General features: G+C 69.7%; 31 protein-coding genes. 22 read left to right on the top strand and 9 right to left on the bottom strand.

The genetic code is table 11. The features are described from left to right. Window positions 1-29: 29 nt before the first annotated feature. The gene (locus tag VM938_10265) at window positions 30-350 is read left to right on the top strand and encodes a hypothetical protein (GenBank protein ID HVF75421.1); all 321 of its coding nucleotides are present in this window, start codon (window positions 30-32) and stop codon (window positions 348-350) included. Here the strand turns inward: VM938_10265 and VM938_10270 are convergent. Continuing rightward, window positions 309-749, bottom strand: coding sequence for a helix-turn-helix transcriptional regulator (locus tag VM938_10270; protein ID HVF75422.1), 441 nt, complete (start codon window positions 747-749; stop codon window positions 309-311). The genes VM938_10265 and VM938_10270 overlap by 42 nt on opposite strands. A 53-nt stretch (window positions 750-802) precedes the next feature. Here VM938_10270 and gmd point away from each other — a divergent pair, with 53 nt between their 5' ends. Further along, window positions 803-1,777, top strand: coding sequence for a GDP-mannose 4,6-dehydratase (gmd, locus tag VM938_10275; protein HVF75423.1), 975 nt, complete (start codon window positions 803-805; stop codon window positions 1,775-1,777). On the opposite strand, the gene VM938_10280 is transcribed toward gmd, so the two are convergent. After that, entirely contained in the window at window positions 1,767-2,021 is a 255-nt protein-coding gene (locus tag VM938_10280; protein HVF75424.1) for a hypothetical protein, read from the bottom strand. The two genes, gmd and VM938_10280, sit on opposite strands and share 11 nt — an antisense overlap. Before the next feature lie 48 nt (window positions 2,022-2,069). Here VM938_10280 and VM938_10285 point away from each other — a divergent pair, with 48 nt between their 5' ends. Genes VM938_10285 through VM938_10295 form a run of 3 tightly spaced genes read left to right on the top strand, consistent with a single transcriptional unit; the run spans window position 2,070 to window position 3,769 of the window. Next, on the top strand, window positions 2,070-2,282 hold the full coding sequence (locus VM938_10285; protein ID HVF75425.1) for a biotin/lipoyl-binding carrier protein: 213 nt from the start codon (window positions 2,070-2,072) through the stop codon (window positions 2,280-2,282). Further along, entirely contained in the window at window positions 2,279-3,001 is a 723-nt protein-coding gene (locus VM938_10290; GenBank protein HVF75426.1) for an enoyl-CoA hydratase, read from the top strand. The genes VM938_10285 and VM938_10290 overlap by 4 nt, the downstream gene beginning before the upstream one ends. A gap of 9 nt (window positions 3,002-3,010) precedes the next feature. Then, window positions 3,011-3,769, top strand: coding sequence for a cytochrome c biogenesis protein CcdA (locus tag VM938_10295; GenBank protein HVF75427.1), 759 nt, complete (start codon window positions 3,011-3,013; stop codon window positions 3,767-3,769). Here the strand turns inward: VM938_10295 and VM938_10300 are convergent. From VM938_10300 to VM938_10310, 3 genes are all read right to left on the bottom strand, one after another. Beyond that, window positions 3,756-4,259, bottom strand: a complete 504-nt coding sequence (locus VM938_10300; GenBank protein HVF75428.1) for a hypothetical protein — start codon at window positions 4,257-4,259, stop codon at window positions 3,756-3,758. The genes VM938_10295 and VM938_10300 overlap by 14 nt on opposite strands. Before the next feature lie 119 nt (window positions 4,260-4,378). Continuing rightward, window positions 4,379-5,503, bottom strand: coding sequence for a DUF222 domain-containing protein (locus VM938_10305; protein HVF75429.1), 1,125 nt, complete (start codon window positions 5,501-5,503; stop codon window positions 4,379-4,381). Window positions 5,504-5,559: 56 nt separating this feature from the next. After that, window positions 5,560-6,441, bottom strand: coding sequence for a class E sortase (locus VM938_10310; GenBank protein HVF75430.1), 882 nt, complete (start codon window positions 6,439-6,441; stop codon window positions 5,560-5,562). Between the two features lie 66 nt (window positions 6,442-6,507). On the opposite strand from VM938_10310, the gene ccmA reads away from it, so the two are divergent. The 8 genes from ccmA (at window position 6,508) to VM938_10350 (ending at window position 12,672) form a co-directional block, all read left to right on the top strand. Next, entirely contained in the window at window positions 6,508-7,149 is a 642-nt protein-coding gene (ccmA, locus tag VM938_10315; GenBank protein ID HVF75431.1) for a heme ABC exporter ATP-binding protein CcmA, read from the top strand. Then, a complete protein-coding gene (locus VM938_10320; protein HVF75432.1) occupies window positions 7,139-7,795 on the top strand; it encodes a heme exporter protein CcmB in 657 nt (218 codons plus the stop codon). Before ccmA ends, VM938_10320 begins: the two co-directional genes overlap by 11 nt. Continuing rightward, window positions 7,792-8,511 (top strand): cytochrome c biogenesis protein CcsA, encoded by a 720-nt coding sequence (gene ccsA, locus VM938_10325; GenBank protein ID HVF75433.1) that lies wholly within the window; start codon window positions 7,792-7,794, stop codon window positions 8,509-8,511. The genes VM938_10320 and ccsA overlap by 4 nt, the downstream gene beginning before the upstream one ends. A 79-nt stretch (window positions 8,512-8,590) precedes the next feature. After that, entirely contained in the window at window positions 8,591-8,980 is a 390-nt protein-coding gene (locus VM938_10330; protein HVF75434.1) for a cytochrome c maturation protein CcmE, read from the top strand. Further along, entirely contained in the window at window positions 8,977-10,938 is a 1,962-nt protein-coding gene (locus tag VM938_10335; GenBank protein ID HVF75435.1) for a heme lyase CcmF/NrfE family subunit, read from the top strand. Before VM938_10330 ends, VM938_10335 begins: the two co-directional genes overlap by 4 nt. Then, a complete protein-coding gene (locus tag VM938_10340) occupies window positions 10,935-11,495 on the top strand; it encodes a TlpA disulfide reductase family protein (protein ID HVF75436.1) in 561 nt (186 codons plus the stop codon). Before VM938_10335 ends, VM938_10340 begins: the two co-directional genes overlap by 4 nt. Continuing rightward, window positions 11,495-11,947 carry a cytochrome c-type biogenesis protein gene (locus tag VM938_10345; protein ID HVF75437.1) on the top strand — a complete coding sequence of 151 codons (453 nt, stop codon included), beginning with the start codon at window positions 11,495-11,497 and terminating at the stop codon, window positions 11,945-11,947. The genes VM938_10340 and VM938_10345 overlap by 1 nt, the downstream gene beginning before the upstream one ends. Next, window positions 11,944-12,672 (top strand): tetratricopeptide repeat protein, encoded by a 729-nt coding sequence (locus VM938_10350; GenBank protein ID HVF75438.1) that lies wholly within the window; start codon window positions 11,944-11,946, stop codon window positions 12,670-12,672. The genes VM938_10345 and VM938_10350 overlap by 4 nt, the downstream gene beginning before the upstream one ends. A gap of 20 nt (window positions 12,673-12,692) precedes the next feature. Here the strand turns inward: VM938_10350 and VM938_10355 are convergent, their stop codons facing one another. Continuing rightward, window positions 12,693-13,442: a lysyl oxidase family protein gene (locus tag VM938_10355; GenBank protein HVF75439.1), complete on the bottom strand. Its 750-nt coding sequence runs from the start codon at window positions 13,440-13,442 to the stop codon at window positions 12,693-12,695. Window positions 13,443-13,531: 89 nt separating this feature from the next. On the opposite strand from VM938_10355, the gene VM938_10360 reads away from it, so the two are divergent. Both VM938_10360 and VM938_10365 read left to right on the top strand, forming a co-directional pair. Beyond that, window positions 13,532-14,836, top strand: coding sequence for an acyclic terpene utilization AtuA family protein (locus VM938_10360; protein HVF75440.1), 1,305 nt, complete (start codon window positions 13,532-13,534; stop codon window positions 14,834-14,836). Next, window positions 14,836-15,198, top strand: a complete 363-nt coding sequence (locus VM938_10365; GenBank protein HVF75441.1) for a hypothetical protein — start codon at window positions 14,836-14,838, stop codon at window positions 15,196-15,198. The genes VM938_10360 and VM938_10365 overlap by 1 nt, the downstream gene beginning before the upstream one ends. On the opposite strand, the gene VM938_10370 is transcribed toward VM938_10365, so the two are convergent. Together VM938_10370 and VM938_10375 are read right to left on the bottom strand one after the other, a co-directional pair. Further along, a complete protein-coding gene (locus VM938_10370; GenBank protein ID HVF75442.1) occupies window positions 15,195-16,277 on the bottom strand; it encodes a cysteine desulfurase family protein in 1,083 nt (360 codons plus the stop codon). The genes VM938_10365 and VM938_10370 overlap by 4 nt on opposite strands. A gap of 14 nt (window positions 16,278-16,291) precedes the next feature. Then, window positions 16,292-16,987, bottom strand: a complete 696-nt coding sequence (locus VM938_10375) for a helix-turn-helix domain-containing protein (GenBank protein ID HVF75443.1) — start codon at window positions 16,985-16,987, stop codon at window positions 16,292-16,294. 47 nt (window positions 16,988-17,034) lie between these two features. On the opposite strand from VM938_10375, the gene VM938_10380 reads away from it, so the two are divergent. The 3 genes from VM938_10380 to VM938_10390 are packed head-to-tail and all read left to right on the top strand — an operon-like array spanning window position 17,035 to window position 19,449. Continuing rightward, the gene (locus VM938_10380) at window positions 17,035-18,192 is read left to right on the top strand and encodes an Mrp/NBP35 family ATP-binding protein (protein HVF75444.1); all 1,158 of its coding nucleotides are present in this window, start codon (window positions 17,035-17,037) and stop codon (window positions 18,190-18,192) included. After that, the gene (locus tag VM938_10385) at window positions 18,192-18,878 is read left to right on the top strand and encodes a molybdopterin-dependent oxidoreductase (GenBank protein ID HVF75445.1); all 687 of its coding nucleotides are present in this window, start codon (window positions 18,192-18,194) and stop codon (window positions 18,876-18,878) included. Before VM938_10380 ends, VM938_10385 begins: the two co-directional genes overlap by 1 nt. Beyond that, window positions 18,862-19,449 carry a cytochrome b/b6 domain-containing protein gene (locus VM938_10390; GenBank protein HVF75446.1) on the top strand — a complete coding sequence of 196 codons (588 nt, stop codon included), beginning with the start codon at window positions 18,862-18,864 and terminating at the stop codon, window positions 19,447-19,449. Before VM938_10385 ends, VM938_10390 begins: the two co-directional genes overlap by 17 nt. Here VM938_10390 and VM938_10395 read toward each other — a convergent pair. Next, on the bottom strand, window positions 19,424-19,663 hold the full coding sequence (locus VM938_10395; GenBank protein HVF75447.1) for a helix-turn-helix transcriptional regulator: 240 nt from the start codon (window positions 19,661-19,663) through the stop codon (window positions 19,424-19,426). The two genes, VM938_10390 and VM938_10395, sit on opposite strands and share 26 nt — an antisense overlap. A 268-nt stretch (window positions 19,664-19,931) precedes the next feature. Between VM938_10395 and VM938_10400 the strand changes: the two genes are divergently transcribed. From VM938_10400 to VM938_10415, 4 genes are all read left to right on the top strand, one after another. Next, the gene (locus VM938_10400) at window positions 19,932-21,866 is read left to right on the top strand and encodes a histidine kinase (protein HVF75448.1); all 1,935 of its coding nucleotides are present in this window, start codon (window positions 19,932-19,934) and stop codon (window positions 21,864-21,866) included. After that, the gene (locus VM938_10405) at window positions 21,838-22,473 is read left to right on the top strand and encodes a response regulator transcription factor (protein HVF75449.1); all 636 of its coding nucleotides are present in this window, start codon (window positions 21,838-21,840) and stop codon (window positions 22,471-22,473) included. Before VM938_10400 ends, VM938_10405 begins: the two co-directional genes overlap by 29 nt. A 38-nt stretch (window positions 22,474-22,511) precedes the next feature. Continuing rightward, a complete protein-coding gene (locus tag VM938_10410; GenBank protein ID HVF75450.1) occupies window positions 22,512-23,357 on the top strand; it encodes a lysyl oxidase family protein in 846 nt (281 codons plus the stop codon). Between the two features lie 126 nt (window positions 23,358-23,483). Beyond that, window positions 23,484-24,923, top strand: coding sequence for an ABC transporter substrate-binding protein (locus tag VM938_10415; protein HVF75451.1), 1,440 nt, complete (start codon window positions 23,484-23,486; stop codon window positions 24,921-24,923). Window positions 24,924-24,926: the final 3 nt, after the last annotated feature.

A 24,926-nucleotide genomic window follows, 5' to 3' on the forward strand; every position in this document is an offset into this window, starting at 1 on the left:
CAACGCTGTCGGTCCGTACCGTCGTGCCCATGCGACGAGGGGCGGGATTCGAGGCGTGGTTGCGGAACCGCGGCTTCCCGGACGACGTGTCCGAGGTGTGGGTGGGCCATGCCGTGTGGGCGACCGGCTACGCCGCCGGGCGCTGGGGCAAGCCGCTGTTCGAGGCGACCACGGCGGAACTGCAGCAGTTGGCCGACAGCGGCCACGCCGACTGGCAGGAGGTCGGCCCCGCCGTCACCGCCTGGTTCGAGTGGCTGGGCGACGACAAGAGCGGGGCGGTGAACCCGGCGAAGTACGTGCGGAGTGCGTCAGGCCGGCCGCGACTGCGCCTGGTCGACAGCACCAGCTAGGCGCTGGGCCGCCTCGCGCAGGGCGGCCCGCTCGCGGCGGTCGTGGGCCAGCGCCTCCAACGCCGCCAGCCGGTGGCTCCATTCGCCCAGGCCGATGCCGGTCTCCAGGTCACGCTCGAACAGCCGCAGTTGCAGTTCGACCTCGGTGTAGCGGTACGCCACCACCGGCAGCCGCTCGGCCTTGGCCCGGGGGTACGACGTGTCGGCCACCAGCTCGTGGGGCTCCAGCTTGAACACCCCCGCCAGCAGGGTCACGGTGCGCTCGCCGGGGTCGCTGACGCCCGACTCCAGGTGCGAGACGGCCACCCGGGAGATGCCCAGGCGGTCGGCCAGGTCCTGCTGGGTCCAGCCCAAGTCGTTGCGCAGCCGGGCGATGCGGCGGCCGAGGTGCTCGGTCATCGTGCCAACTGGCTTAGCAGACTCATACGGTTGAACCGTTATACAACTGGGCCATGGCACCCCGTCGCGCCCTCATCACCGGCATCACCGGCCAGGACGGTTCGTACCTGGCCGAGTTCCTCCTCGACCAGGGCTACGAGGTCGTGGGCATGGTGCGGCGGTCGAGCACGGTGAACTTCGAGCGCATCGCCCACATCCAGGACAAGGTGACGCTGGCCTCGGGCGACCTGCTCGACGAGGTGTCGATGATCAACATCCTGCGCGACCACCGGCCCGCTGAGGTCTACAACCTGGCCGCCCAGTCGTTCGTGCAGACGTCGTGGGGCCAGCCGGTGCTGACGGGGGAGACCACGGCGCTGGCCGTCACCCGCATGCTCGACGCCATCCGCATCGTCGACCCCGACATCCGCTTCTACCAGGCGTCGTCGTCGGAGATGTTCGGCAAGGTCGTCGAGGTGCCGCAACGGGAGACCACGCCGTTCTACCCCCGCTCGCCCTACGGCGTGGCCAAGGTGTACGGCCACTGGATCACCGTCAACTACCGCGAGTCCTACGGCCTGCACGCATCGAGCGGGATGCTGTTCAACCACGAGTCCCCCCGCCGGGGCCTGGAGTTCGTGACCCGCAAGATCACCCACGGCGTGGCCCGCATCAAGCACGGGCTCGACACCGAGCTCCGCCTCGGCAACCTCGATGCCCAGCGCGACTGGGGCTTCGCGGGCGACTACGTGCGGGCCATGTGGCTGATGCTCCAGCAGGACCAGCCCGACGACTTCGTCATCGCCATGGGCGAGACGCACTCGGTGCGGGAGTTCTGTGAGCTGGCCTTCGCACACGTGGGCCTCGACTACCAGGACTACGTGGTGCTCGACGAGCGCTTCATGCGGCCCGCCGAGGTGGAGCTGCTGATCGGCGACCCGGCTAAGGCCCAGACCGTCTTGGGGTGGAAGCCCGAGGTGTCGTTCGCCGAACTGGTACGGATGATGGTCGACAACGACCTCGACCTGGTGAAGCGCCTCAGCGCCTGATCCCGCTCCGGTCGCCGTTGCGCTGCATCAGGTAGACGATCAGGGCGGCGGCAGCCACGGCGAAGATGAGGTGCGGGCCGTCGTCGCCGAACAGCAGCCTGCCGATGAGCCCGCCGACGAGTGCGCCGCCGATGCCGACGAGGATCGTCACAGGGATGCTCATGGGGTTGCGGCCGGGGATGGCGAGGCGGCCGAGGGCGCCGACGACGAGGCCGGTGATGATGAGGGACAGAATGAAACCCATGGGGGGTACTGTGCCCGTCCGCCCGGACGGCGAACCAGGAGGGGACTCGTGACCGAAGTGAAGGCCGAGATCACGGCCAACGTGTGGCAGGTGCCGGCCGAGGTCGGCCAAGAGGTGGCCGAGGGCGACACGCTCGCCATTCTGGAGTCGATGAAGATGGAGATCCCGGTCGAGGCGCCGGTCGGCGGGGTGGTGCGCGAGGTGCGGGTGAAGCCCGACGACCAAGTGCAGGAGGGCGACGTCATCGCCGTGATCGAGTGATCGCCGCCGAGTCCCGCGGGGTGGTGGGGCAGGTCACCATCGACCGTCCCGACCGGCGCAACGCCTTGGACGTGTCGCACTGCGAGGACCTGCTCGATGCCGTCTCGTCGCTGGCGTCGTCGTGCCGGGTGGTGGTGCTGACCGGCGCAGGCGGGCACTTCTGCGCGGGCGCCGACCTGTCGACGGTGGAAGACGAGCGGTTCACCGCCGCCCTGCGGGCGTTGCTCGACGCGCTGGTGGCCGTGCCGGTCCCGGTGATCGCCGCCGTCGAGGGGGCGGCGTTGGGGGCGGGCACGCAGTTGGCGGTGGCGTGCGACCTGCGGGTGGCGGTGCCGACTGCTCGTTTCGGCATCCCCGCCGCCAAACTGGGCTTGATGGTCGACCACTGGACGGTGCAGCGGCTGGCGCTGCTGGCGGGGCACGGGCCGGCGCGGCAGATGCTGCTGACGGCCGAGGAGCTCGACGGCGACGCCGCGTTCCGCTTGGGGTTGGTGCAGCGGCTGGGGTCGTGCGACGACGCCCTGGAGTGGGCCGAGCGCATCGCCTCGTTGGCGCCGCTGACCATCGCCGGGCACAAGCTGGCGCTGAACCGGCTGGAGCCTGCGCTCGACGATGCCGACGTGGCCGCCGCTCGGGTGCGGGCGTGGTCGAGCGACGACTTGGCCGAGGGCATGGCGGCGTTCCGGGAGCGGCGGGCGCCCCGGTTCGAGGGGCGCTGAGCGGCCGTCGTGCTGCTGGGCCTCTCCACCGGGCCCACCGGTTGGGTCGTTGCCTTCGCGGCGGGCATGGTGTCGTTCCTGTCGCCGTGCGTGCTGCCGATGGTGCCGGGCTACCTGTCGTTGATGTCGGGCGTGTCGGTCACCGAGGTGGTGGCGGGGTCGTCGTCGGACGTGCGGCGGCTGGTGCGCTCGACGCTGTTGTTCGTGGCCGGCTTTACGGTGGTGTTCACCGCGCTGGGCGCCACTGCGTCCGCGGTAGGCAGCGCGTTGCTGGAGCACCAGCGCACGTTGAACGCAGTGGCCGGCGTGGTCGTCATCGTCATGGGCTTGTTCCTGGCCGGGATGGTGTCGCCTCGGTTGCTCCAGCAGGAGCGGCGCTTCCACGTGGTGCCGTCGAAGCTCGGCGTGTTCGCCGCACCGGTCATGGGCATGGCGTTCGCCTTCGGGTGGACGCCGTGCATCGGCGCCGTGCTCGCCCCGATCCTCACCTACGCGGCGGCCGACGGGACGGTGACCTCCGGTGTGGTGCTGCTGGTGTTCTACTCACTGGGGCTCGGCGTGCCGTTCGTGCTCAGCGGCGTGGCCTTCGGCCGGCTGGCCGGTGCCTTCGGATGGGTCAAGCGTCACTTCCGGGTGATCAACGTCGTCAGCGGCCTGCTGCTCGCCGGGTTCGGGTTGCTGCTCCTCACCAATCAAGTGGGGCAGGTGTCGGGCATGGTGCTCGACGCCATGGACCGCCTGGGCCTGGATTTCCTCACGACGAGCTAGGCATGTCGGGCATCCACGGCGGCCCGTGCACCTTGTGGATGACGCAATCGGGCGGACCCCATGTCTGGTGGCGGGGCTTGGCGTGTAGCCGCTGTTCTTCGAGCCGACGCAGCTCGTCGCGGAAGTCCTCGAAGGTCGGGTGCTCGCACATATCGCGGCACTCCTCGTCCCAGCCTCCGTACTCGCAGAGGGCGTACCAGCGCCTCCTGGATCGAAGCGTCGCCCGCTCTGCGACATGGAGGACCGCGTCCTCCTGTTCGCGATCGCCCCAGCGGATGCCGTCCCCGTAGTGAGGGGGGACGCGGCTGAGCCGCAGGAACAACCCGTCGCCGCGACTGTCGAACCAGGCCATCGGGTTGTGCCAGTAGTCGTCGTTGGCGACGACCTGCACGTTCCCGGCGGCGAGGATGGCCAGGTCCTCGACGTCGAGTGCGCACGCGGGGTCGGGAAGGAACAGCAGCGTGCCTGCGGACGAACCCCAATAAGTCAACAGGGACGACGGTAGCGATCTGGCCGGACGGTGACCCCCGGGATTATCGGAACGCGCCGACGCCCACTGCGTGACCGACCGAACACTTGACCTCGCAGTAGTGCACATCCTGGTGTGCATTACTGCGCGGTCAACGCACCGGGTGGTCGAGTGGTGCGCGTACGGCCTCTTGGGTCCGTGACCACCAGGGTGCCGTCGGGCTTGAGCTTCTCCGACCAACCGGGTTGGTGGCCCATGTGGTGGTGCCGGCTGCACTTCAGTACCAGGTTGTCGAGGCTCGTCGTGCCTCCGTCGTGCCACGGGACCACATGGTGCGCCTCGCACCACTGCGACGGCCGGTCGCACCCCTCGAACCGGCAGTGCCGATCCCGCAGCACCAGCGCCGACCACAGCGGGGCCGGGATCGTCCGGGTGGAGGTGCCGTAGTCGAGGATCGTGCTGTGGCCGTCGGTCACCACTCGATGGATCGCCGCATCACACGCCAGGGCCTGCACGGACGCACCGTCGAGCAGGCCCCCGCCGACAAAGCCGCCGGCCTTGCCGGCACGCAGGGCTTCGTAGTCGACCACCACGTTGAGGTGCGGGCGGTGCCGTCCGCCCCGCTTGCCGCTCTGATGGTCCAAGAAGAAGCGGCACACGTCGACCAGCGCATCGGCCCGGCGCTGCGACGGCAACACGTCGGGGTCGTCGACCATGGCCAAGCGCAACGCGGTAGCAACGGTCTCGCCGCCCAGCGGGTCGAGCGAGCCCGACAGTTCCCATTGGCCGTCCAACGTCTGCGACAGGTGGACGCCCTTCTCGAACTTCGGTTCGATGTCGAGCATGGCCTTCCACTGCTGCATGGCCAGCGCCGTGTCGGCTACTGACAGGTCGACCAGCGCCGGCACCACCGTCGCTTCGTGGTCGCTGAACTCCGGCGTGGCGTTGCGCACAATGGCCTGCACCTGGCCGCCCGACAAGGTGCCCGACAACCAGCATTCCGCGGTCATCGGCAACGTGCGGAGCTTCTTCGCCGTGGACGCCGTCGACTTGGCGGTGCTCGAGGTCATGCCTGCGTGGTGCCGCAGCCAGGCCGTCATCGACGTCGCTCCGTCGAATTCCCACATTGCCTCGGCGTCGAACTCGGCCACGGCCTTCGAAGCCTTCGCCGTCAGTGCGTCGATGAGCGAGAACACTTCTGCCAGGACGTTGCCGTCGAGCGGAATTTCCAACTCCTCGACGACCTTCCGCAGTTCCCCAACCACCCTTTAATCGTACATGTGTTCGATACTGAAATCAACTGAAAAACACTGAAATTCCGCTAATAGTTCGCCGGGAGCAACCGGCTGAAGTTCTCGAAGAACACGAACAGCACGACCAAAAACACCGGCGTCCCCACGGCATATGCAGGCCACTTCCGCCACCGCTTCGACACGGCCCACGTCACCAGCCACACGAGCGCCGCCAGCAGGCCCCACAGCACCGCAGGCCCGTTGCTCGCCTCGTCCCCTGACAGCCCCGCATCGAGCGACCGAGAATCCCCCGGGATCGTCCCCGGCGGCACCGTGGTGGTCGACGAAACCGGCGCAGGAGCGGCCGGCCCCAACAGCGCCGCCACCACGATCAGCCGTTGCCGGGCGCTGAAGCGGGGGTGGCACGTGGTCAGCGTGAGCCGGTTGTCGGGCGTGGGGTCGAGCACCGACACCTCGCTAGGCCGCACGATCTTGGTCTCTCGCACCTCGTAGTCGAAGGTGCCCTGGCGGGTCGCCACTGTGATGCGGTCGCCGGGCTCCAGCTCGTCGAGCCGGTAGAACGGCGCCCCGTAGGTGGTGCGGTGCCCGGCGATGGCGGCGTTGCCCGGCTGCCCCGGCATGGGCGTATCGCGGTAGTGCCCCGGGCCCTTCTTCAGGTCGCCAAGCGCTACCCCCTCCACGACCGCCTTCTCCACCCCGATCTTGGGGATGCGGATGACGGCCACCGCCTCGCCGTCGGGCACGGGCGGGGGAGCGGCGACGGGCGGCGCCGTTGTGCCCGGCGTGGTGGGGGGCACCGGCACGTCGACGAAGTCGCCCTTCAGCGCCCGTTGGCTGCGGGCCTCGGCCACCCCCGTCCCCCACAGTTGGTAGGCGACGAACAGCAGGATGAGCACGCCCGCCGAGATCAGCGCCCGGCCCGTTCCTCGCATCATCCGTCGCCAGTCCACGGCCGGAGGGTACCGGCCTCGCATGGAACTAACGCGACGGCCCCCCGTAGCATGGAAGGCGCAGCCATGGCCCCTGCCATCCGCCTTCGATCCGCTGTCGCCCTCCTCGGCCGCTTCCCCGCCCTCGCCGGCGTCGATCTCGACGTCCAACGGGGAGAGATCGTGCTCGCGCAAGGGCCGAACGGCGCGGGCAAGACCAGTCTCCTGCGCGCCTGCGCGGGCCTGCTGGCAGTCACCGACGGCGAGGCCGTGGTGCTGGGCCACGACCTCCGCAAGGAACGGCGCCAGGTGCGCCGCCACGTCGGCTTCCTCGGCTCCGAGGGCTTCCTCTACGACGACCTGACCGTCGACGACAACGTGCGCTTCGCCGTGCGCGCCGCCAAAGCCGACACCGCCCGCATCGAGCCCACGCTGGAACGTCTGGGATTGTCGGGACGCCTCCGCTCGGTCGCCGCAGGCAAGCTCTCCACCGGCCAGAAGCGCCGCGTCGCCCTCGCCACCGTGGTGGCCAAGGACGCCGACCTGTGGCTGCTCGACGAACCCCACGCCGGGCTCGACGCCGAGGGACGCAACACGCTCGACGACCTGATCCGCGACGCCGCCGCCCGCGGCCGCACCGTCGTGGTCGCCTCCCACGAAGCCGTGCCTGCGCACCGGATCGTGCACGTGGCGGGCGGCGAAGTGAAGGAGCCCGCCCGTGTGGCGTGACGCCGTGCTGGTGGCAGGAAAGGACCTGCGCATCGAGGCCCGCTCCCGCGTGACGACCAACCAAGTCGCCCCTTTCGCCGTCCTGGTGCTCGTCCTCTTCGGCTTCGCCCTCGACCCCGACCGGGGCACTCTCACCCGGGCCGCCGCCGGCCTGTTCTGGGTGGCCGTGCTCTTTGCCGGCCTGCTCGCCGTGCAACGCAGCTTCACCCTGGAGTCGGCCGACGGCCTGCGCATCTCCGGCCTCGACCCGGCGGGCATCTTCCTGGGCAAGGCCGCCGCCGTGGCCGTCGAGCTGCTGGCGCTGCAAGTGCTGCTGGCCGTCGGCGTGGCCGTTCTCTACGACGCCCGCCTCGACGGGCCGTTGCTCCTGCTCGCCACCTGCCTGGCCGCCACCGTCGGCATGGCTGCCGCGGGCACTGCCTACGGCGTGCTGGCCGCAGGACTGCGAGTCCGGGAAACCCTCTTGCCCCTGCTGCTCCTGCCCGTCCTCGCCCCCGTCCTGCTCGGCGCCACCAAGGCGTGGGAGGCGGCCATGGGCATCGGCATCGACGACGGCCGCCCGTGGCTGCAACTGCTGGCCGTGTTCGCCGTCGTCTACACCGCCTTCGGCGTGCTCGCCTTCGGCCCCCTGCTGGAGGACGCATGACCGGCCTCGGCACCAAGGTGCTCGGTTTCTTCGCCATCGTCGCCCTCGGCTCGACGATCGCCCTCGGCCTCGCCCTGCCGCCCACCCGCGAGCAGGACGTCTTGGCCCGCCTCATCGCCGTGCACCCGCCGCTGGCGTGGGCCGCTTATCTGTCCTTCGCCGTCACCGCCTTGGCCAGCGTGCTGTGGCTCCTCCCGGCCACCCGCGCCCGGCGGTGGGACCAACTGGCGGCGTCGTCGGCCGAAGTCGGCGTCGTCTTCACCTTCCTTACCTTGGCCACCGGCTCCATCTGGGGCCGCCCGACGTGGGGCGTGTGGTGGACGTGGGACGCTCGCCTCACCCTCACGGCGCTGATGTTCTTCATGTACCTCGGCTACCTCGCCCTGCGGCGGGTGCCCGCCGATGTCGACGTGCGCGCCCACCGGTCCGCCGTCGCCGCCCTGCTCGCTGTCTCCGTCGTGCCCATCAACCACTTCGCCGTGGAGTGGTGGCGCACGTTGCACCAGGGCCGTTCACTGGCCGACATCGCCCCCAAGGACAGCCTCGACGGCGAGTACATCACCGTCATGCTGCTCGGCTTCTTCGCCATGACCCTGGTGTACGGGTGGCTTCTGGCCCAGCGCTTCCGCATCGAGAAGCTCGAGGAGCGCAGCGACGCCGACGCCCTCGAACAGGCCCTGGCCGAGCGCCGGGCCGAGGCGGCGGTGGCCTCATGAGTTACGTGTGGGCCGGCTACGGCATCACCGTCGTCACCCTGGTCGCCTACGCGGCACGCCTGCTGCAGCGAGGCCGTCGATGAAGCGGACGACCGTTGCCATCGCCGTCATCGTGCTGGCCCTCGGCTTCCTCGTCTTCCGCGGCCTCGGCAATGCCACCGTCTACTTCAAGACGGTCGACGAAGCCGTCGCCCAGAAGCCGCAGCTGGCCGACGAGCGCTTCCGCATCGAAGGCACCGTCGTCGACGAACCCAAGGACGGCCGCTTCACCATCAAGGGCACCCAGCACAGCGCGGCAATCGTGCACACGGGCGACATCCCGCAGCTCATGCAGGTGGGCATCCCCGTCGTGCTGGAAGGCCGCTGGAAGGCCGACCACTTCGCCAGCGATCGGGTGATGGTCAAGCACACCAGCGAGTACCGCGAGAAGAACCCGGACCGGGTCGAGGACTACAGCCCGCCGCAATGAATGCTGCCATCGGCCTCGGCGCCGTCTTCCTCGGGTTCCTGTCCGCGCTCGCCGGCGTCGGCACGTTGGTGGTCGGCCTGCGCCGCAAGCGGCCGATCCTGCTGCGCACGGCGCGGGTGTACGCCTTCCTCGTGCTCGGCGCCGCGGTGGTGGCGACGTTCGCCATGCAGCGGGCCTTGCTGACGCACGACTTCTCGTTGAAGTTCGTGGCCGAGAATAACGCTCGGTCGACCCCGTGGCTCTACAGCGTCACCGGCATGTGGTCGGCCCTGGAGGGCTCGATCCTGTTGTGGGCGCTGGTGCTGGCGGGCTACGTCGCCGTGATGGTGCGCCACTTCCGCCACCGCGCCGCCGACCCGCTGGTGGCGTGGGCGACGCTGACCGCGCTCGTCGTCACCGTCTTCTTCTTCGGGCTCATGCTCGGCCCGGCCAACCCCTTCGAACAGTTGGCCACCGTGCCCAGCGACGGCATGGGCCCCAACCCCCTGCTGCAGAACCACCCGCTGGTGGCCTTCCACCCGCCGATGCTCTACCTCGGCTACGTCGGCTTCACCATCCCCTTCGCCTTCGCGGTGGCGGCCCTCGTCACCGGCCGGGTGGGCGAGGGCTGGTTGATCGAGACGCGCCGGTGGACCTTGTTCGCCTGGGGCTTCCTCACCAGCGGCATCATCCTCGGCGCCTGGTGGTCGTACGAGGTGCTGGGCTGGGGCGGCTTCTGGGGCTGGGACCCCGTGGAGAACGCGTCGTTCCTGCCGTGGTTGACCGGCACCGCCTTCATCCACTCGGTGATGGTGCAGGAGCGCCGGGGGATGCTGCGGGTCTGGAACCTGTCGCTGCTGCTGTCGACGTTCAGCCTCACCATCCTCGGCACCTTCCTCACCCGCTCCGGCGTGCTCGACTCGGTGCACGCGTTCACCGAATCGGCCATCGGCCCGCTGTTGCTCGGCTTCTTCGCCGTGGTGGTGGCCGTGGGCGTCGGCCTCATCGGTTGGCGGGGCGACAAGCTGCGCTCGCCCGGCGCCATCGACTCACCGCTGTCGCGCGAAGGCGCCTTCCTGGCCAACAACGTGGCCTTCGCAGCGTTCGCCTTCGTGGTGCTGCTGGGGACCGTCTTCCCGCTGTTGGCCGAGGCACTCGGCGACGACCGCATCTCGGTGGGGCGCCCGTACTTCGACCGCATGACGCGGCCCATCGCCTTGGTGCTGCTGTTCCTCATGGCGGTGGCGCCGGTGCTGCCATGGCGCAAGGCCTCGGGCGAATTGCTGCGGCACCGGTTGCTGTGGCCGTCGTGGGCCGCCACCGCGACGCTCGTGGCGTGCGTGGCCTTCGGGTTGCGCGGCTTCAGCGCACTCGTGGCCTTCGGGCTCGGCGCCTTCGCCGCGGGCGCAGCAGTGCGACAACTGGCGCTGTCGACGCGACGGGCCGGTTGGCGAGGACTGATGGGGCGGGCCAACGGGGGCATGGTCGTGCACCTCGGCGTCATCGTGCTCGCCGTGGCCTTCGCCGCCGCCCAGTCGTACGGCCACCGGGCCGAGTTCCGCCTGGCGCCGGGCCAGTCGGCCGTGCTGGCGGGCCATCGCGTCACCTACCTCGGCATCGAGAACCGCACGTTCCCCAACCGAACGGCGGTGCAGGCCCTGGTGCGGGTCGACGACGACGGCGTCTACCGCCCGGCGTTGAACCGTTTCCCGTTCGCCACCCAAGCCATCGGCACGCCGTCGGTGCGCGTGGGCCCCATCGAGGACGTCTACCTCACGCTCATCCAGGCGCCTCGCACCCCCGAGGGCGAGGCGGTCATCGCCGTCGTGGTGCAGCCGCTGGTCATGTGGCTGTGGGTGGGTGGCGTGCTGATGGCAATTGGCACCGCCATGGCGGCGATCCCCGGCGGGCGTCGCCGGCCCACCGCGCCCGCGTCGGAGGCGCCCCTCGAAGAAGAGAAGGTCGAGACGTTGGTATGACGGCGCCGGCGCGCAGCCGCAAACGCGTCGCTCTTTACGTGGCCCCTGCAGTGGGCCTCATCCTCGCGGTGTTCGTGGGCGTCCTCGCCACCCGTTCGCCTGCCATCGACACCGCGGCGGCCACGCCGTTGCTGGGCAAGCCCGCGCCCGCAGTGGAAGGCCCCGGGCTCGAGGGCGGTACCGTCCGCTTGGCCGACTACCGGGGCAAGTTCGTGCTGGTGAACTTCTTCAACTCGTGGTGCGTGCCGTGCCGCCAGGAGCACCCCGAGCTCCAACGGTTCTCCACCCGCCACGCGGCGGCGGGCGACGCCGTGGTGCTCGGCGTCATCCACGACGACACCGCGGAGGAGGTGCGCAGGTACCGGGCCGAGCACGGCGGCGACTGGCCGGTGGTCGACGATCCGCGCGGCACCATCGCCTTGGAGTTCGGCGTGCGGGGCCAGCCCGAGACGTTCGTGATCTCACCCGAAGGTGTCGTGCTGGCCCGCTACATCAGCCGCATCAGCGCCGACGGCGTCGACCGCGACCTGCGGCGCTACCTGGGGAGCGCGCCGTGATGCGCAAGTGGCTGCCCTGGCTGACGATGGCCGTGCTCGTCGTCAGCGCGTTGGCGGTCGGCTCCAGCGGCGACGGCGGCGGCCGCACCACCGAGTCCCGGGTCACCGCCATCGCCAAGGAAGTCCGCTGCCCCACCTGTGAAGGGCTGTCGGTCGAGGAGTCCGACGCCGCCACCGCCCGGGTCGTGCGCGACGAGATCCGCCGCCGGGTGGAGGCGGGGGAGAGCGACGGCGACATCCGCGCCTACCTGGTGAGCCGCTTCGGCAAGGACATCCTGCTCAAGCCGGAAGCCTCAGGCGTGAGCGGCTTGGTGTGGGCGCTTCCGGTGGTGGCCGCCGTGTGCGCGTTGGGCGGGTTGGCCTTCGCCTTCCGCCGCTGGCGCGCCGACGGCGACGCGGGCGTGAGCGACGAGGACCGGGCGCTGGTGGAGCAGGCCAGGCAGGCGCGGTGAGCGTCGACGAGCTATTCGAGGAACGGGAGTTTCTGCTGCGCTCGCTCGACGACCTCGAGCGCGAACGGGCGGCGGGCGACATCGACGACGACGACTACCGCACGCTGAAAGACGACTACACCGTGCGCACCGCGGCGGTGCTGCGGGCCATCGACCAAGCGGCGCAGCCGTTGCCGCCCCCACCTGCGGCTCGCAGTTGGGTGCGGCCTGCCGCCTGGGTGGTGAGCGTCGCCGTCTTGGCCGTGACGGCGGGGCTGGTGGTGGCGGGCTCGTCAGGCGAACGGCTGCCCGGCGACCCCAGCGCGGGCGGCATCACGGCCACCGGCCCGTCGCGCAAGCTCACCGAGGCCCGTGCGCTCATCGGCCAGGGCAAGGCAGCCGAGGCCATCGAGCGCTACGACGAGGTGCTCGACATCGACCCCCGCAACGCCGAAGCGCTGGCCTACCGGGGTTGGTTGGTGCGGCTGGCCGGGCGCCAAGCGGGCGAAAAGGCCTTGCTCGACAAGGGGTTGGAGTACGTCAGCCGCGCCGTCGAGGTCGACCCGGCCTACCCCGACGCCCACTTCTTCAAGGGCATGATGCTCTTCGAGGACCGCAACGACCCCGCCGCCGCCGTGCCCGAGTTCCGGGCCTTCCTGGGGCTGAACCCGCCCCAGGAGATGGTGCCGATGGTGGAGGGCGTGCTCAAGCAGGCCCTGCAGGCGAGCGGCCAACCCAGCGGCTGACCGCTCGCCTGCCGACGAGATCAGGCGGCGCCCACCGTGACGGTGCGGCCGACGCACCCGGGCGGCGTCGCCAGGGTGATGATTTCGTAGGCCGTGTTGTCGGTGTAGTCGGTCTCCAGCAGTTGCCCGTCCACGTTCGACTTCACCACCAAGGCGTATGTGCCGTCGGGGATGTCCTTGACCACGATCTGCTGGCCGGGCAGCGAGAAGTCGTACACGTCGGCCCATCCGGCGCTGATGCCTTGGTACACGCCGGTGCACGTGTTGTAGAAGCCTGTCTGTGTCTGGTTCGGGTCGTAGCCGCCGACGGGCTGGGAGTCCATCATGCAGAACGAGACCTTGCCGCTGGTGGCGACCAGGCCGGTGCCGGTCATGTCGACGGCCCCCTTCCTGGTGACCTTGCGCAGCTCGTAGGCGGCGAAGCTGTCGAGGTGCCAGTGGCCGTGCAAGGGGTGGAACACGAACTCGCCCGCTTCCTGGCGCTGCGTGCACACCTTTTCGACCCAGGCCACGCACTGGTTGGCGGTGGTGCGTTCTTGGTCTTTGGGCGGCGCGCCCAGGAGGTCGAGGGCGTAGGCGCCGACGTTCCCGCTGGCCATCGAGAACCGGAGTGCCTCCGTCGGGTTGTTGATGTTGAACTCGTCGGCGTACCCCAATTGGATGTCGTAGGGCTTGTCCGGTCGAAGGTTCGGCAGCGTCGGCTCGTCGGCGTCGGCATGGGGTACAAGAACAACAGAAAGCAGTGCAAACAGCGCAAGAAAACGTTTCACGGCAAAGGCCCCCCGGATTTGGGAAATGGATTCGTCCCAGAAGGTTTCGTGCATTTGACCGAAGACTCCTGCGGCTACTGTCGCCGCTCGTGATTCGTCTCGGGGGCGGACAGGGCTTCTACGGCGACGGCATCGGCCCGGTCGAGGACCTGTTGGCCGACGGGATCGACTACCTGGTGTGCGAGGCGCTGGCCGAGCTGACGCTGGCCATCCTCCAGAAGGACCGCCAGCGCGATGAGGCCCTGGGCTACACCCGCGACCTGCCTCTCTACGTGCACCAGGCGGTGCCGTACCTGCTCGACGGTCGCACGAAGTTGATCACCAATGCAGGTGGCATCAACCCCATCGCCGCCGGGCGAGCCGTCGTCGCCGCGGCACGACAAGCAGGGGTCAGCGGCCTTCGCATCGCCACCGTGGTGGGCGACGACGTCCGTCCTCATGCCGGGCAACTCGGGTTGCCCGGCGACGCCTTATTTGCCAACGCCTACTTGGGCGCCCGTCCCATTGTCGACGCCCTCGACCAAGGCGCCAACGTCGTCATCACCGGTCGGGTCGCCGATGCTTCGCTGTTCCTGGCCCCCTTGGTGCACGAGCACGGCTGGTCTTGGGACGACTGGGATCGCCTGGCTGCAGGGGTGGTCGTCGGCCACCTGTTGGAGTGCAGCGGCCAGGTCACGGGCGGCAACTACTCGGGCCGCTGGTGGGAGAACCCCGACCCGCAGCGCATCGGTTTCCCCATCGCCGAGGTCGACGCCGACGGCACCATGGTGATCACCAAGCCCCAGGGCACCGGTGGCATGGTCACCTTCGACACCGTGCGCGAGCAGCTGCTCTACGAGGTGCACGACCCGGCTCGCTACCTCAACCCCGACGTGGTGGCCGACTTCACCTCGCTCACCCTCGCCGACGAAGGCGACGACCGTGTGCGCATCACCGGCACCCGCGGTGCCCCCGCGCCCGAGTCGTACAAAGGCTTGGTGTGCACGCCGGCGGGGTGGGCCGGGGAGGTGCGCTTGGCCTACTCGTGGCCCGACGCCGAGGCCAAGGCCCGGGCCGCGCTGCGTTTCGTGCGGGAACGGGCCGCCGACCTCGCCGTGGAGGAATGGCGCGAGGAGTACTTCGGGGCCGGTGCCTTCGGCGGGCCGACCGTCCCCGACGACGAGTGCGAGCCGCCCGAGGTCGTCGGCCGCCTGGCCTGGCGCACGGCCACGCCCGACGGTGCCTCCCGCGTGGCCCGCAACGTCGGTGTGCTCGGCCTCTCCGGGCCGCCGACGATCTCGTCGACGGGGCGCTCCCGCGACGGCAAGCCCTCGCAGTTGCTGGCCGTCGAGCCCTTCTACGTCGACAAGGCGCTGGTCGACGCCCAGGTGCGCGTGCAGGTGGAGGACGTCTGATGGCCCGCATCCAGTTGCGCGACCTGTGCGGCGCCCGTTCCGGCGACAAGGGCGATATCAGCGACCTGTCGTTGTTCGCCGACGACGAGGCTGCCTACGAGGCCATCCGTCGCGAGGTCACGGCCGAGCGCGTGAAAGCTCATTTCGGCGAGCTGGTACAGGGCGACGTGGAGCGCTACGAAGCGCGCAACGTGCTGGCCCTGAAGTTCGTCATGCACGACGCCTTGGGCGGCGGGGCCCCGCGCTCCCTGCGCAGCGACAACCTGGGCAAGACCCATGCCGCCTCGCTGTTGCGCATGGAGATCGACGTGCCCGACGAGGTGGCGGCAAGCGCTCGCCGCCGAGCCCGCCCGCCTCGCTAGGCGCCCAGCGAACGCAAGCGGGCGACTACACGCGGGAAGGCGTCGGCGAAGGCATCGACGTCTTCCTCGGTCGTGGACCACCCGACCGAGAGCCGCAGGGAGCGCTCGGCCTCCACGCCCATGGCGGCCAACACGGGCGAGGGTTCCAGCGACTCCGACGAACAGGCCGAGCCGGAGTGGGCGGCGATGCCTGCTTGGTCGAGGCCCAGGAGGACCGCCTCGGCTTCCACGCCGTCGATGCCGACGCAGAGGATGTGGGGGAGGGCGTCGTCGGGGTCGCCGTAGCGGGTGACACCGTCGACGGCGCAGGCGGCGGCGGCCAACCGCTGCACCAATGGACGGGTGTCGACCAGTGGCGCTTCGGCGGCAGTGCCGAAGCCGATGATGGCGGGCACGTTCTCCATGCCCGCCCGCCGAGCCCGCTCCTGCTCGCCACCCACGATGAAGGGGTCGAGGCGCAGGCCCCTGCGCACCACCAGTGCGCCGATCCCCTTGGGTCCGCCGAACTTGTGGGCGCTGACCGACAGGAGGTCGGCTTCGAGGCCGCGGAAGTCGACGGGCACCCGCCCCACAGCCTGGGCGGCGTCGACGTGCACGAGCACGTTGCGCTCCCGGCAGCGCTCGACCACCTCGCGCACCGGCTGCAACGTGCCCACTTCGTGGTTGCCCCACTGGCAGTGCACGAGGCGGGCGCTGCGGTCGAGCGCCTCGTCGACCGAGGCGAGGTCGATGCGACCAACGCCGTCGACGGCAAGGTCGATCATCTCGTGGCGGGCGGCGGAGTCGCGCACCGCCGAGTGCTCGACGGGCGCCAGTGCGACCGGCCCACCTGCGCCGAATGACACGGCGTTGATGGCTTCGGTGGCGCCGCTGGTGAACACGACCTCGCGGGGCCGGGCACCGACCAGTGCGGCCACCTGCTCCCGGGCGTGCTCGACAGCGGCGCGGGCCATGCGTCCCTCGGTATGCACCCGGCCGGGGTCGGCGGCCTGCTCGCCGACCAGCCAGGGCAGCATGGCCTCGACCACCTCGGGTCGGGCTGGCGAGGTGGAGGCGTGGTCGAGGTAGTGGCGGCCCACTCGGCCCTCTACGCCTAGGCCAGCGAGGTGACGCAGGCGTCGTCGCCCAGCGCGCGCGAGGCGGTTGTGGTCGGCACGGCGTTGCCGTAGAGGCCGGCCAGCATGCCGCGCACCATGCCGCGGTCGACGGCGCAGATCACCGGGTGCTGGGTGGCCGTCTCACCGAAGGGGCAGTGGTCGGCGATGATCGCCAGCGACCCGCCGCGGGCCTCGGCGTGGGCGGCGAAGCCGTGGGCGGTGAGGGCGTCGGCCACGGCGTGGAGGGCGTTGCGGAACGAGCGTTGCCCTTCGCCGGGCGCCATGTGCTCGGCCAGGGAACGGCCGTATTGCTCGCCCACCTGCTCGGCCATGGCCTCGGCCTGCTCGGCCGGGATCAGCGCCAGCGCCTTGCCCAGCAGGGTGACCAACAGGTCGTCGCGGGGAGCGGGGAACTCGAGGGCGGTGTCGCGCGCCGCGCTGCGGTACCGCTTCGACGGGCGCCCGGCGCCGGTGCCGCCCCGTGCGACGTGCACTTCGAGGTACCCGCCGGCGGCCAGCTTGTCGAGGTGGTGGCGGGCCACGTTGGGGTGGAGCTCGAAGCGTTCGGCCACTTCGGCGGCGGTGACGCCCCGTTCGCCTTCACGGGCGAAGAGGTAGATATCACGCCGGGTCGGGTCGCCGAAGGCCGACGTGACCGCGATGACTGCGGCCGAGAACTGAGCGTCGTCCACCCCGGTATTCTACCTATCGAGATAGTGGAAATCCCCCCGGAGGCTTGGTGCCCACCGAAGCGCAGATAATCGAGGCATTGCGGCCGGTCGAGGACCCGGAGCTCCACCTGAGCATCGTCGACCTCGGCATGGTCAAGAAGGTCGACCTCCGGCGGGGCACGATCTCCGTCCTCATCGCCCTCACCGTTCCCGGCTGCCCCCTGCGGGCCGAGATCACCTCGCGGGTCACCGCCGCGCTGCTGCCGCTCGACGGCGTCAAGGACGTGAAGGTCGACATGACCGTCATGACCGACGAGGAACGGGCCGCCGTGCGCGAGCGCATGGGCGCGGCCCAAGGCGGCGGCGGCCACGCGGGCCACTCGCACGCGGGCGGCGGGCAGAAGCTGGGCCACGAGGACGGCCGCCCCAATCCGTTCATGGCCGCAGGCTCGAAGACTCGGGTGCTCGGTATTTCGTCTGGCAAGGGTGGGGTCGGCAAGTCGTCGGTCACCGTCAACGCCGCAGTGGCACTGGCCCGCCAGGGCTACGACGTGGCCGTGCTCGACGCCGACGTGTACGGGTTCTCGGTCCCCAAGATGCTCGGCATCACCCAGGACCCCGTCGTCATCGACGACATGATCGTGCCGCCCGAGGCGCATGGCGTGAAGGTCATCTCCATCGGGTTCTTCGTGGAGGAAAACCAGCCGGTGATGTGGCGGGGGCCGATGCTGCACAAAGCGCTCGAGCAGTTCCTGGTCGACGTCTACTGGGGCGAGCCCGACTACCTGCTGATCGACATGCCGCCCGGCACCGGCGACGTGGCGCTGTCGATGGCGCAATACCTGCCCAAGTCGGAGATGTTCGTGGTGACCACCCCGCAGGCCGCTGCCCAGCGGGTGGCCCAGCGCACGGCGTTCATGGCCAAGAAGGTCAACCTGCCGCTGCGGGGGGTCATCGAGAACATGGCGTGGTTCACCGGCGACGACGGCAAGCGCTACGAAATCTTCGGCCGCGGCGGCGGCGCTGCGCTGGCCCAGGAGTTGGGCGTGCCGCTCATCGGCCAGGTGCCGCTGGTGCCCGACCTGCGCGAGGGCGGCGACATCGGCCTGCCGGTCACGGTGTCCGATCCTGACGGCGAGGCCGCGCAGGCCTTCGACGTCATCGCCAAAGAGCTGGTGAACATGGGCCCGGCGCGCATCTTCCGCCCGGAGCTGAAGATCACCTGATGGAGAGCGAGGGCGTCCCGGTCGGCCGGCGGGTCGTCCTCGGGATGCTCGGGCTGGGCGCCGTCGGGGTGCTGTTCGGCTCCAAGGTCACCGACACCGTGAACGGCCTGTTCTCGCCGCTCGGGGCCGCGCTGCCTGCGGCAGGCGGCTTCCGCATCTACACGGTGACCGGCTCCTTGCCTGCGCGCTCGGAGGCGGAGTACCGGCTCAAGGTGACGGGCCTGGTCGACCGGCCGTTGGAACTGACGGTGGCCGACCTGCGGGCGATGCCTCGCACCCGGTTCGTCAAGGACTTCCAGTGCGTGACCGGGTGGCGTGTGCCCGACGTGCCGTGGACGGGCGTGGCCTTGTCGGCCCTGCTCGACGCCGCCGGGGTGCAGGCGGCAGGCAAGGCGCTGCGCTTCGTGTCGTTCGACGGCGCCTACACCGAGAGCCTCACCCTGGAGCAGGCCCGCCGGCCCGACATGGTCGTGGCCTACGAGATGTACGACAAGCCGGTGACCCGGGCCCACGGGGGGCCGGTGCGGCTCTATACGGCGCCTATGTACGGCTACAAGTCGTGCAAGTGGCTGGCCGAGATCGAGGTCACGCCTCGGGTGGTCCCGGGCTACTGGGAGTTGCGGGGCTACGACATCGACGCCTGGATCGGGAAGTCGAACGGGCGGGACGATGCTCCCGTCGACTGAGGGCGTGCGCTTCGACCGGGTGGAGCGGTGGTTCCACTGGGCCAACGCCGTGCTGTTCCTCGTGCTGCTGGCGAGTGCCGCCGCCCTCTACCTCGACCCGCTATCGCGGCTGGTGGGCCGCCGGGCGCTGGTGCGCGACATCCACGTGTACTCCGGGCTGGCGCTCCCGGTGGTGTGGGTGCTGGCGTTCGGACCTCTGCGCACGGTGGCGCTGCGCGCCGACGTCCGTCGCCTCAACCGGTGGACGGCAGACGACTGGCATTGGGTGCGGTCCTTTGGGCGCGACCCCTACGCCAAGGTCGGCAAGTTCAACCCCGGCCAGAAGCTGAACGCGGCGATCATCGCCGGTGCCGTCCCCGTCCTGCTCGGCACCGGCGTGATCATGCGCTGGTTCACCCCGTTCCCACTGACGTGGCGCACGGGCGCCACCTTCGTCCACGACTGGTTGGCCGTGGTCGTGTTCGCCTTCACCGTCGGCCACATCGGCAAGGCGCTCTCCCACCCGAGTGCGCTGCGAGCCATGTGGTCGGGGTCGGCGAAGCCCGTCAGTCCTCCGGCTCGATCCCGCTGATCAAGGTGCCGGGGTCGACCCCCAGCGCCTTGCCCAGCCGCACGATGTTTATGAGCGCCACGTTGCGTTCGCCGCGCTCCAGCGAGCCCACGTAGGTGCGGTGCAAGCCCGCCCGTCGTGCCAACGCCTCCTGTGACAGTCCCAGCTCGATACGTCGCGTCCTGACCCGTTGCCCGAAGGCAAAGGTAGGCGCGCCCGCGTTTTCGGTTCCCATGTCACCCATTCGAGACGCCCCGCCGTCTATGTGTCGACAGCCCATGCGTAGCAGTTTGCCTACTCCACGCCTCCTTCGGCGCGTCCTGGGGCGCTTCGGGGGTCGATTTCCGGGGTGACGGGGCTGTCACCCCGGGCGGCGGCGTTCCTTTTTCCAAAGTTTTTTCGCGACGTGAGGGCGGTTCGTACGAGCTACTGGGTGCAGGTGGAGTCAACGAAGGGGTCGCCCAGTGGGACGCACGGAGACGGTAAGAGGAGGGCGGGGGAGCGTGCAGCGCTCGACGCCGCCCCCTGGCGCCGTCGGGCTGCTCACCCAGGTGGCCATGGCAGCCAACTCGGCGTTGTCGCCGCCCGAGCTGCTGTGGAGCATCGCCCGGCTGACCATGGAGGCCTTGGCCGCCGAGGGGGCGTCGGTCCTGTTGGCCGACGCCGAACGGGGGGCGCTGGTCCCCATGTGCACCGTGGGCCACGGCGTCGAGGTCCAGTCGGTTCCCTTGGTGGAGGCGCCGATGGCGCGGGGTGCCGACGTGTTGGCCCCCTTGGCCGTCGACGGCCGGCCTGTCGGCGTGTTCGTCGTGGTGGGGGCGGGTGCCGACGCCGCCGATGTGGTGGCTGCCGTGGCGGCGCTGGCCTCGATCGCCCTGCGCAACGCCCGATTGGTGGAGCGGTCCGAGGCCAAGGCGGCGACGCTGGCCCGGCTGGTGGCCGTGGCCGCCGAGCTGAACGCCACGTCGTCCCTGGCCGGCGTGGTCGAACGCGTGCGTGCCGCCTATGCAGACCTGTTGGGAGCGGCGGCGTGCGACGTGCGCGTGCGGCCGTCGAATACTCCGGCGAGTGGGGCCGATCGGGTTCCCGGAACCACTCGTCGGGCGGTCCCGTCCGTGTCCCACCCCGTCGCGGACGGCGACCACCGGACCGTCGAGCTCGAGCCTTCCCAGCCCTCGAGCTCGACGGTCCATTTCCCTTTGCGCACGGCCGACGGATTCCTCGGCTACGTGGTGGTGGAGCGGGGGCAGGTGGCGATCGACGACCTGGAGACGGGCCAAGCCTTGGCTGACCTGGCCGCCGCGGCCATCGCCCGGGCGCAGATGGGCGACCGGCTGCGCCTGCAGTTGCACGAGGCCGAGGCGCTGGCCCGGTTGTCGGAGGTGGTGGCGGGCGCCGGGGGGCTGACCGTCGCCGTGCGTGAGCTCAACCGCACGCTGCCCCGTGACCTGGGGATCAGGCTGCGGTCGATCTCGCTGGCCAACGCCGAGTTGCGCCTGGCCGTGGGCGGACGGGTGCCCGACGCCGATGAGTTGGAGGCCATCCGATCGTGGCGGGCCGTGCTGGGCAAGGGCGGTAAGCCGTTGGCGCCCCGACCGGTGGCCGGCGGCTTGTTGGTGCCTGTGGCCCATCGGAGCAAGGTGCACGGGGCCCTGCGCGTGTCGCTGGCGGGCGGTCCGACGGTGGATGTGGTGACCGAGGATCTGCTCCTCGCCATCGGCGCCGGGTGCGCGGAGCTGGTGCACAAGGCGGGGCTGCAACGAAGCCTGGCCGAGAGCGAGCGGCGCCTGGCGGTGGCGGTCGAGCGTGACCGCATCGCCCAGGACCTGCACGACTCGGTGGGGCAGCTCATCACCGCCATGGGCATGCGGTTGGCCCAGTACGTGGCGGACGCGCCCGACAAGGTGTGGCGGGCGCGGTTGGAGGAGCTGCTGCAGATGGCGGGGCGGGGCAACCGTGAGGTTCGGCAGTCGGTGTATGCGCTGCTGTTCCTGCAGGCACGGGGGGCTGCCCTGCCCTCGTCCATCCGCGAGCTGTGCAACAAGTTCGAGACGACGACCGGCCTACCGGTGCGGTTCGTGCTGCACGGCACGCCAGTGCCGCTGGCGGCACCAAAAGAGGATGCGCTGTTCCGCACTGCGCACGAGGCATTGGTGAACGTCGAGCGGCATGCCCGAGCGTCGATGGTCACGGTGCACCTGACGTACGGGCCGGAGGGCGCGCTGCTGACGATTCGAGACGACGGGGTGGGATTGGGCCACCGCGACCCGTTCGGCCGGTCGGGCCACTTCGGCATCCGGGCCATGCAGCGGCGGTTGGAGGACACCGGCGGCGAATTGCGGGTCCGCAATGCCGCGCCGCGTGGGGTGTTGGTCGAGGCTCGCATTCCCAAGAAGAAGGGAGCAGCCCGTGCCGCCGGTACGAGTCGTGGTCGTTGACGACCACGAGATCGTTCGGGCGGGCCTGGCGGCCATGCTCGGGCGAGAGCCCGATATCCACGTGGTGGCCACGGCATCGACGGGCGAAGAGGCGTTGGACCTGATCACCGAGCTCCGGCCGGAAGTGGCAGTTGTCGACTACTCGCTGCCGCGCATGAGCGGCGTCGAGGTGTGCGAAGAAGTGACACGCCGTTTCGAAGAAGTGGGCGTGGTGATGCTCACGAACTTCAGCCACGACGAAGTGATTCTCAAGGCGGTCGAAGCCGGGGCGCGGGCGTACGTGTGCAAGGACGTCGACGGGTTCGAGCTCAAGCGCGCTATCCGCGCTGTCGCAAAAGGAGATGCGGTCTTGGACCCGAAGGTGACGGGCCGGGTGCTCCGCTGGGCCCATCGGCGCAACACAGGCTACGGCGACGACTCGTTGTCGATGCGAGAGATCGAGGTGCTCCGCCTGGTGGCCAAGGGCGGCACCAACAAGGACATCGCCGCCGCCATGTGCGTCAGCGAGAACACGGTCAAGACCTACTTGCGCCGTGCATTGGAAAAGCTCAATTGCCACAGCCGGTCGGAAGCGGCGGCGACGGCAGCAAAGAGGGGGTTGCTGTGAGGACGTCAAAAAGACAACGCCGACTCGTCGGGGCGCTCGTGGGATCCGTCGTCGTGCTCATACCGTGGTACCCGGCGCAGAGCGCGGCGCCTGTGCCGCCGTCGTGCGATCCGACGACACCGACCGTCGGGGCGGAGGCATGTATCGGGGTGCTGACAGGCGACCCGGGCGACCCGTTTGCGCCCCAGCGCACATATCCCGATCTCAGCCCAAACGTCACAGAGGTCGAGGCCTACCCGCCGGTGCTCGGGTACGACGAGGCCACCCAGACGTTCACATACGGTCCGAACGACCTGTATTTCGACACCCACGCCCGCAACCTGGGCTCCGTCCCCCTCGACCTGGTAGCCGACGATCCGAGCAACGTCAACGGTTCGTCGGTGTCGCAGTGCGTGTCGTGGACGACGAACCTCGGCTGTCGGGAGCGCGTCACAGTCGGCGGCTTTGTGTGGCACGACATCCACACACATTTCCATTTTGAGGATTTTGCCAGTTACGAACTGCGCCGTCTGCGCCGCAATGGCACGGTCGACTACCGTCAGCGCGGCCTCATCGCCACCAGCGAAAAAGTCTCGTTCTGCCTCCTCGACTCGATCCGGATACGCGACGACAGCTCGCCGGTGCTGCGTTACACGAGTTGCACACACGCCCAGGAAGGCATTTCCCCAGGCTGGGCCGACATCTACGGCAGCAACCTGGAAGGCCAGTCTGTGTCGTTGGCGGGCGTCTCCGACGGTCGATACGCCCTGGTCATAAACATGAATCCGGGAGGCCACGTGCTGGAGACCGACGCCACCAACAACCGGGTCGTCGCCATTGTGGAGATGACGAACCTGGCTACCCCGGAGCCCACAGTGTCGATCGTCGATCGGTTCTGGAATTGACCAAAAAGTTTGCCGCCTCTCGGCGGTTTCGAGAGGACAACCTCAGCGGCCCGGCGAACCGTCTAGTGGCGGAATCCAAGGAGCCATCCGCGCGCCCCTCAGTAGGCCGACCATCGAAGGAGCAGCATGAATCGCAACAACGGCCTTAAGACCTTCGCACTCGTCGCAGCAGTGTTCCTGGTGCTGTCGTGGTTGCGGCTCGACCCCGGATCAGGGGAGCAAACAGTGCGCGGTGGGAGCGCGGGCCAAGACGGCGGGACCGCGGGTGACGACGACGGCGATATCGGTGCGCTCGACGAAGTCGTCGACCCGACAAACCCGCAGAGCAACCTCGTCAACGACCCCACCGCAACAGGGCCCGATCCCAAGGGCCTGGAGTGCGCTCGCGGAAAGAACGGCGGCGCCACCGACAAGGGCGTGACGCCGACGTCGATCCGCCTGGCTTCGACCGCCGTGCTCGACGGGCCCGCCAAGAGCCTGCTCGAGGACTCGCCCAATGCCATGAAGGCCGTGGTCGACAAGGTCAACAAGGCGGGCGGCATCTGCGGCCGGCTGCTTGAGCTACGGATCGTGAACGACTCGTTCAAGGCCGACGACGGCCTGCGCATCATCAAAAACTTCATTGCCGAGGGCTACTTCGCGCTGCCTGTGGTGCCGTCGGCCGAAGGCCTCGGCTCGGCCATCACCTCCGGTGAGATCGCCAAGGCCAAGATCCCCGTGGTCGGCAGCGACGGCATGCGCAAAGAGCAGTACGCCGAGCCGTATGTCTGGCCGGTTGCCTCGGCCACCGTAACGGCCATGCGGGTGATGGCGAAGTACGGCTATGAGAACCGGGCTGCCCGCTCGTTCGCCATCGTCTACGACAGCAAGTACCGGTTCGGCATCGAAGGACGCGACGCATTTCGCGACCAAGTCAGGGCCTTGGGCGGCGAGGTGAAGGCCGAAATCGACCTCGATCCCGACCTGCCTTCCTACGGCTCCAAGGTCGCCGAGTTCAACGGGGCCGGGAAGTGCGGGCAGGGCAAGTGCGACATGGTCGCCATGCTCCTGCTGCCGGAGACGGCAACCAAATGGCTGAAGGGCAACCCCGAGCGCGCCCTGCGGTACACCGCCGGGGCCCAGACGCTGTTCACCGACCGGTTCGCGGCGGACTGCGTGCAGCAGTACGGCACAAAGTGCGAAGGCATGGCCGTGTGGACGGGCTACAACCCGCCTATCGGCCCGCTGGCCTCGTTGCCTGGCGTGTCCACCTATGTGAACGACGTGCGGGCAGTGAAGGCCAACATCGACGTGACCAACCAGTTCGTCGAGGGTGCCTACCTGGGCATGTCGGTATTCGTCGAGGCCCTACGGAAGGTCGGGCCCAACCTGACGCGCGAGCGACTCAAGGCCGTCATGGACTCCATGACGTTCACCTCCGACCTGTCGTCGCCGCTCACGTGGGCACCGGGCCGCCACTACGCCAACACCCGGGCGCAGTCGTTCGCCATGACCGTGAGCCAGGGCACCTTCCGCGGCTGGCGCAACGAGGGCACCGGGTTCTTGCAGGACCCGGCGTTCGGGTAGGCG

This window comes from Acidimicrobiales bacterium (genome assembly GCA_035536915.1).
Lineage (GTDB): Bacteria > Actinomycetota > Acidimicrobiia > Acidimicrobiales > JAHWLA01 > JAHWLA01.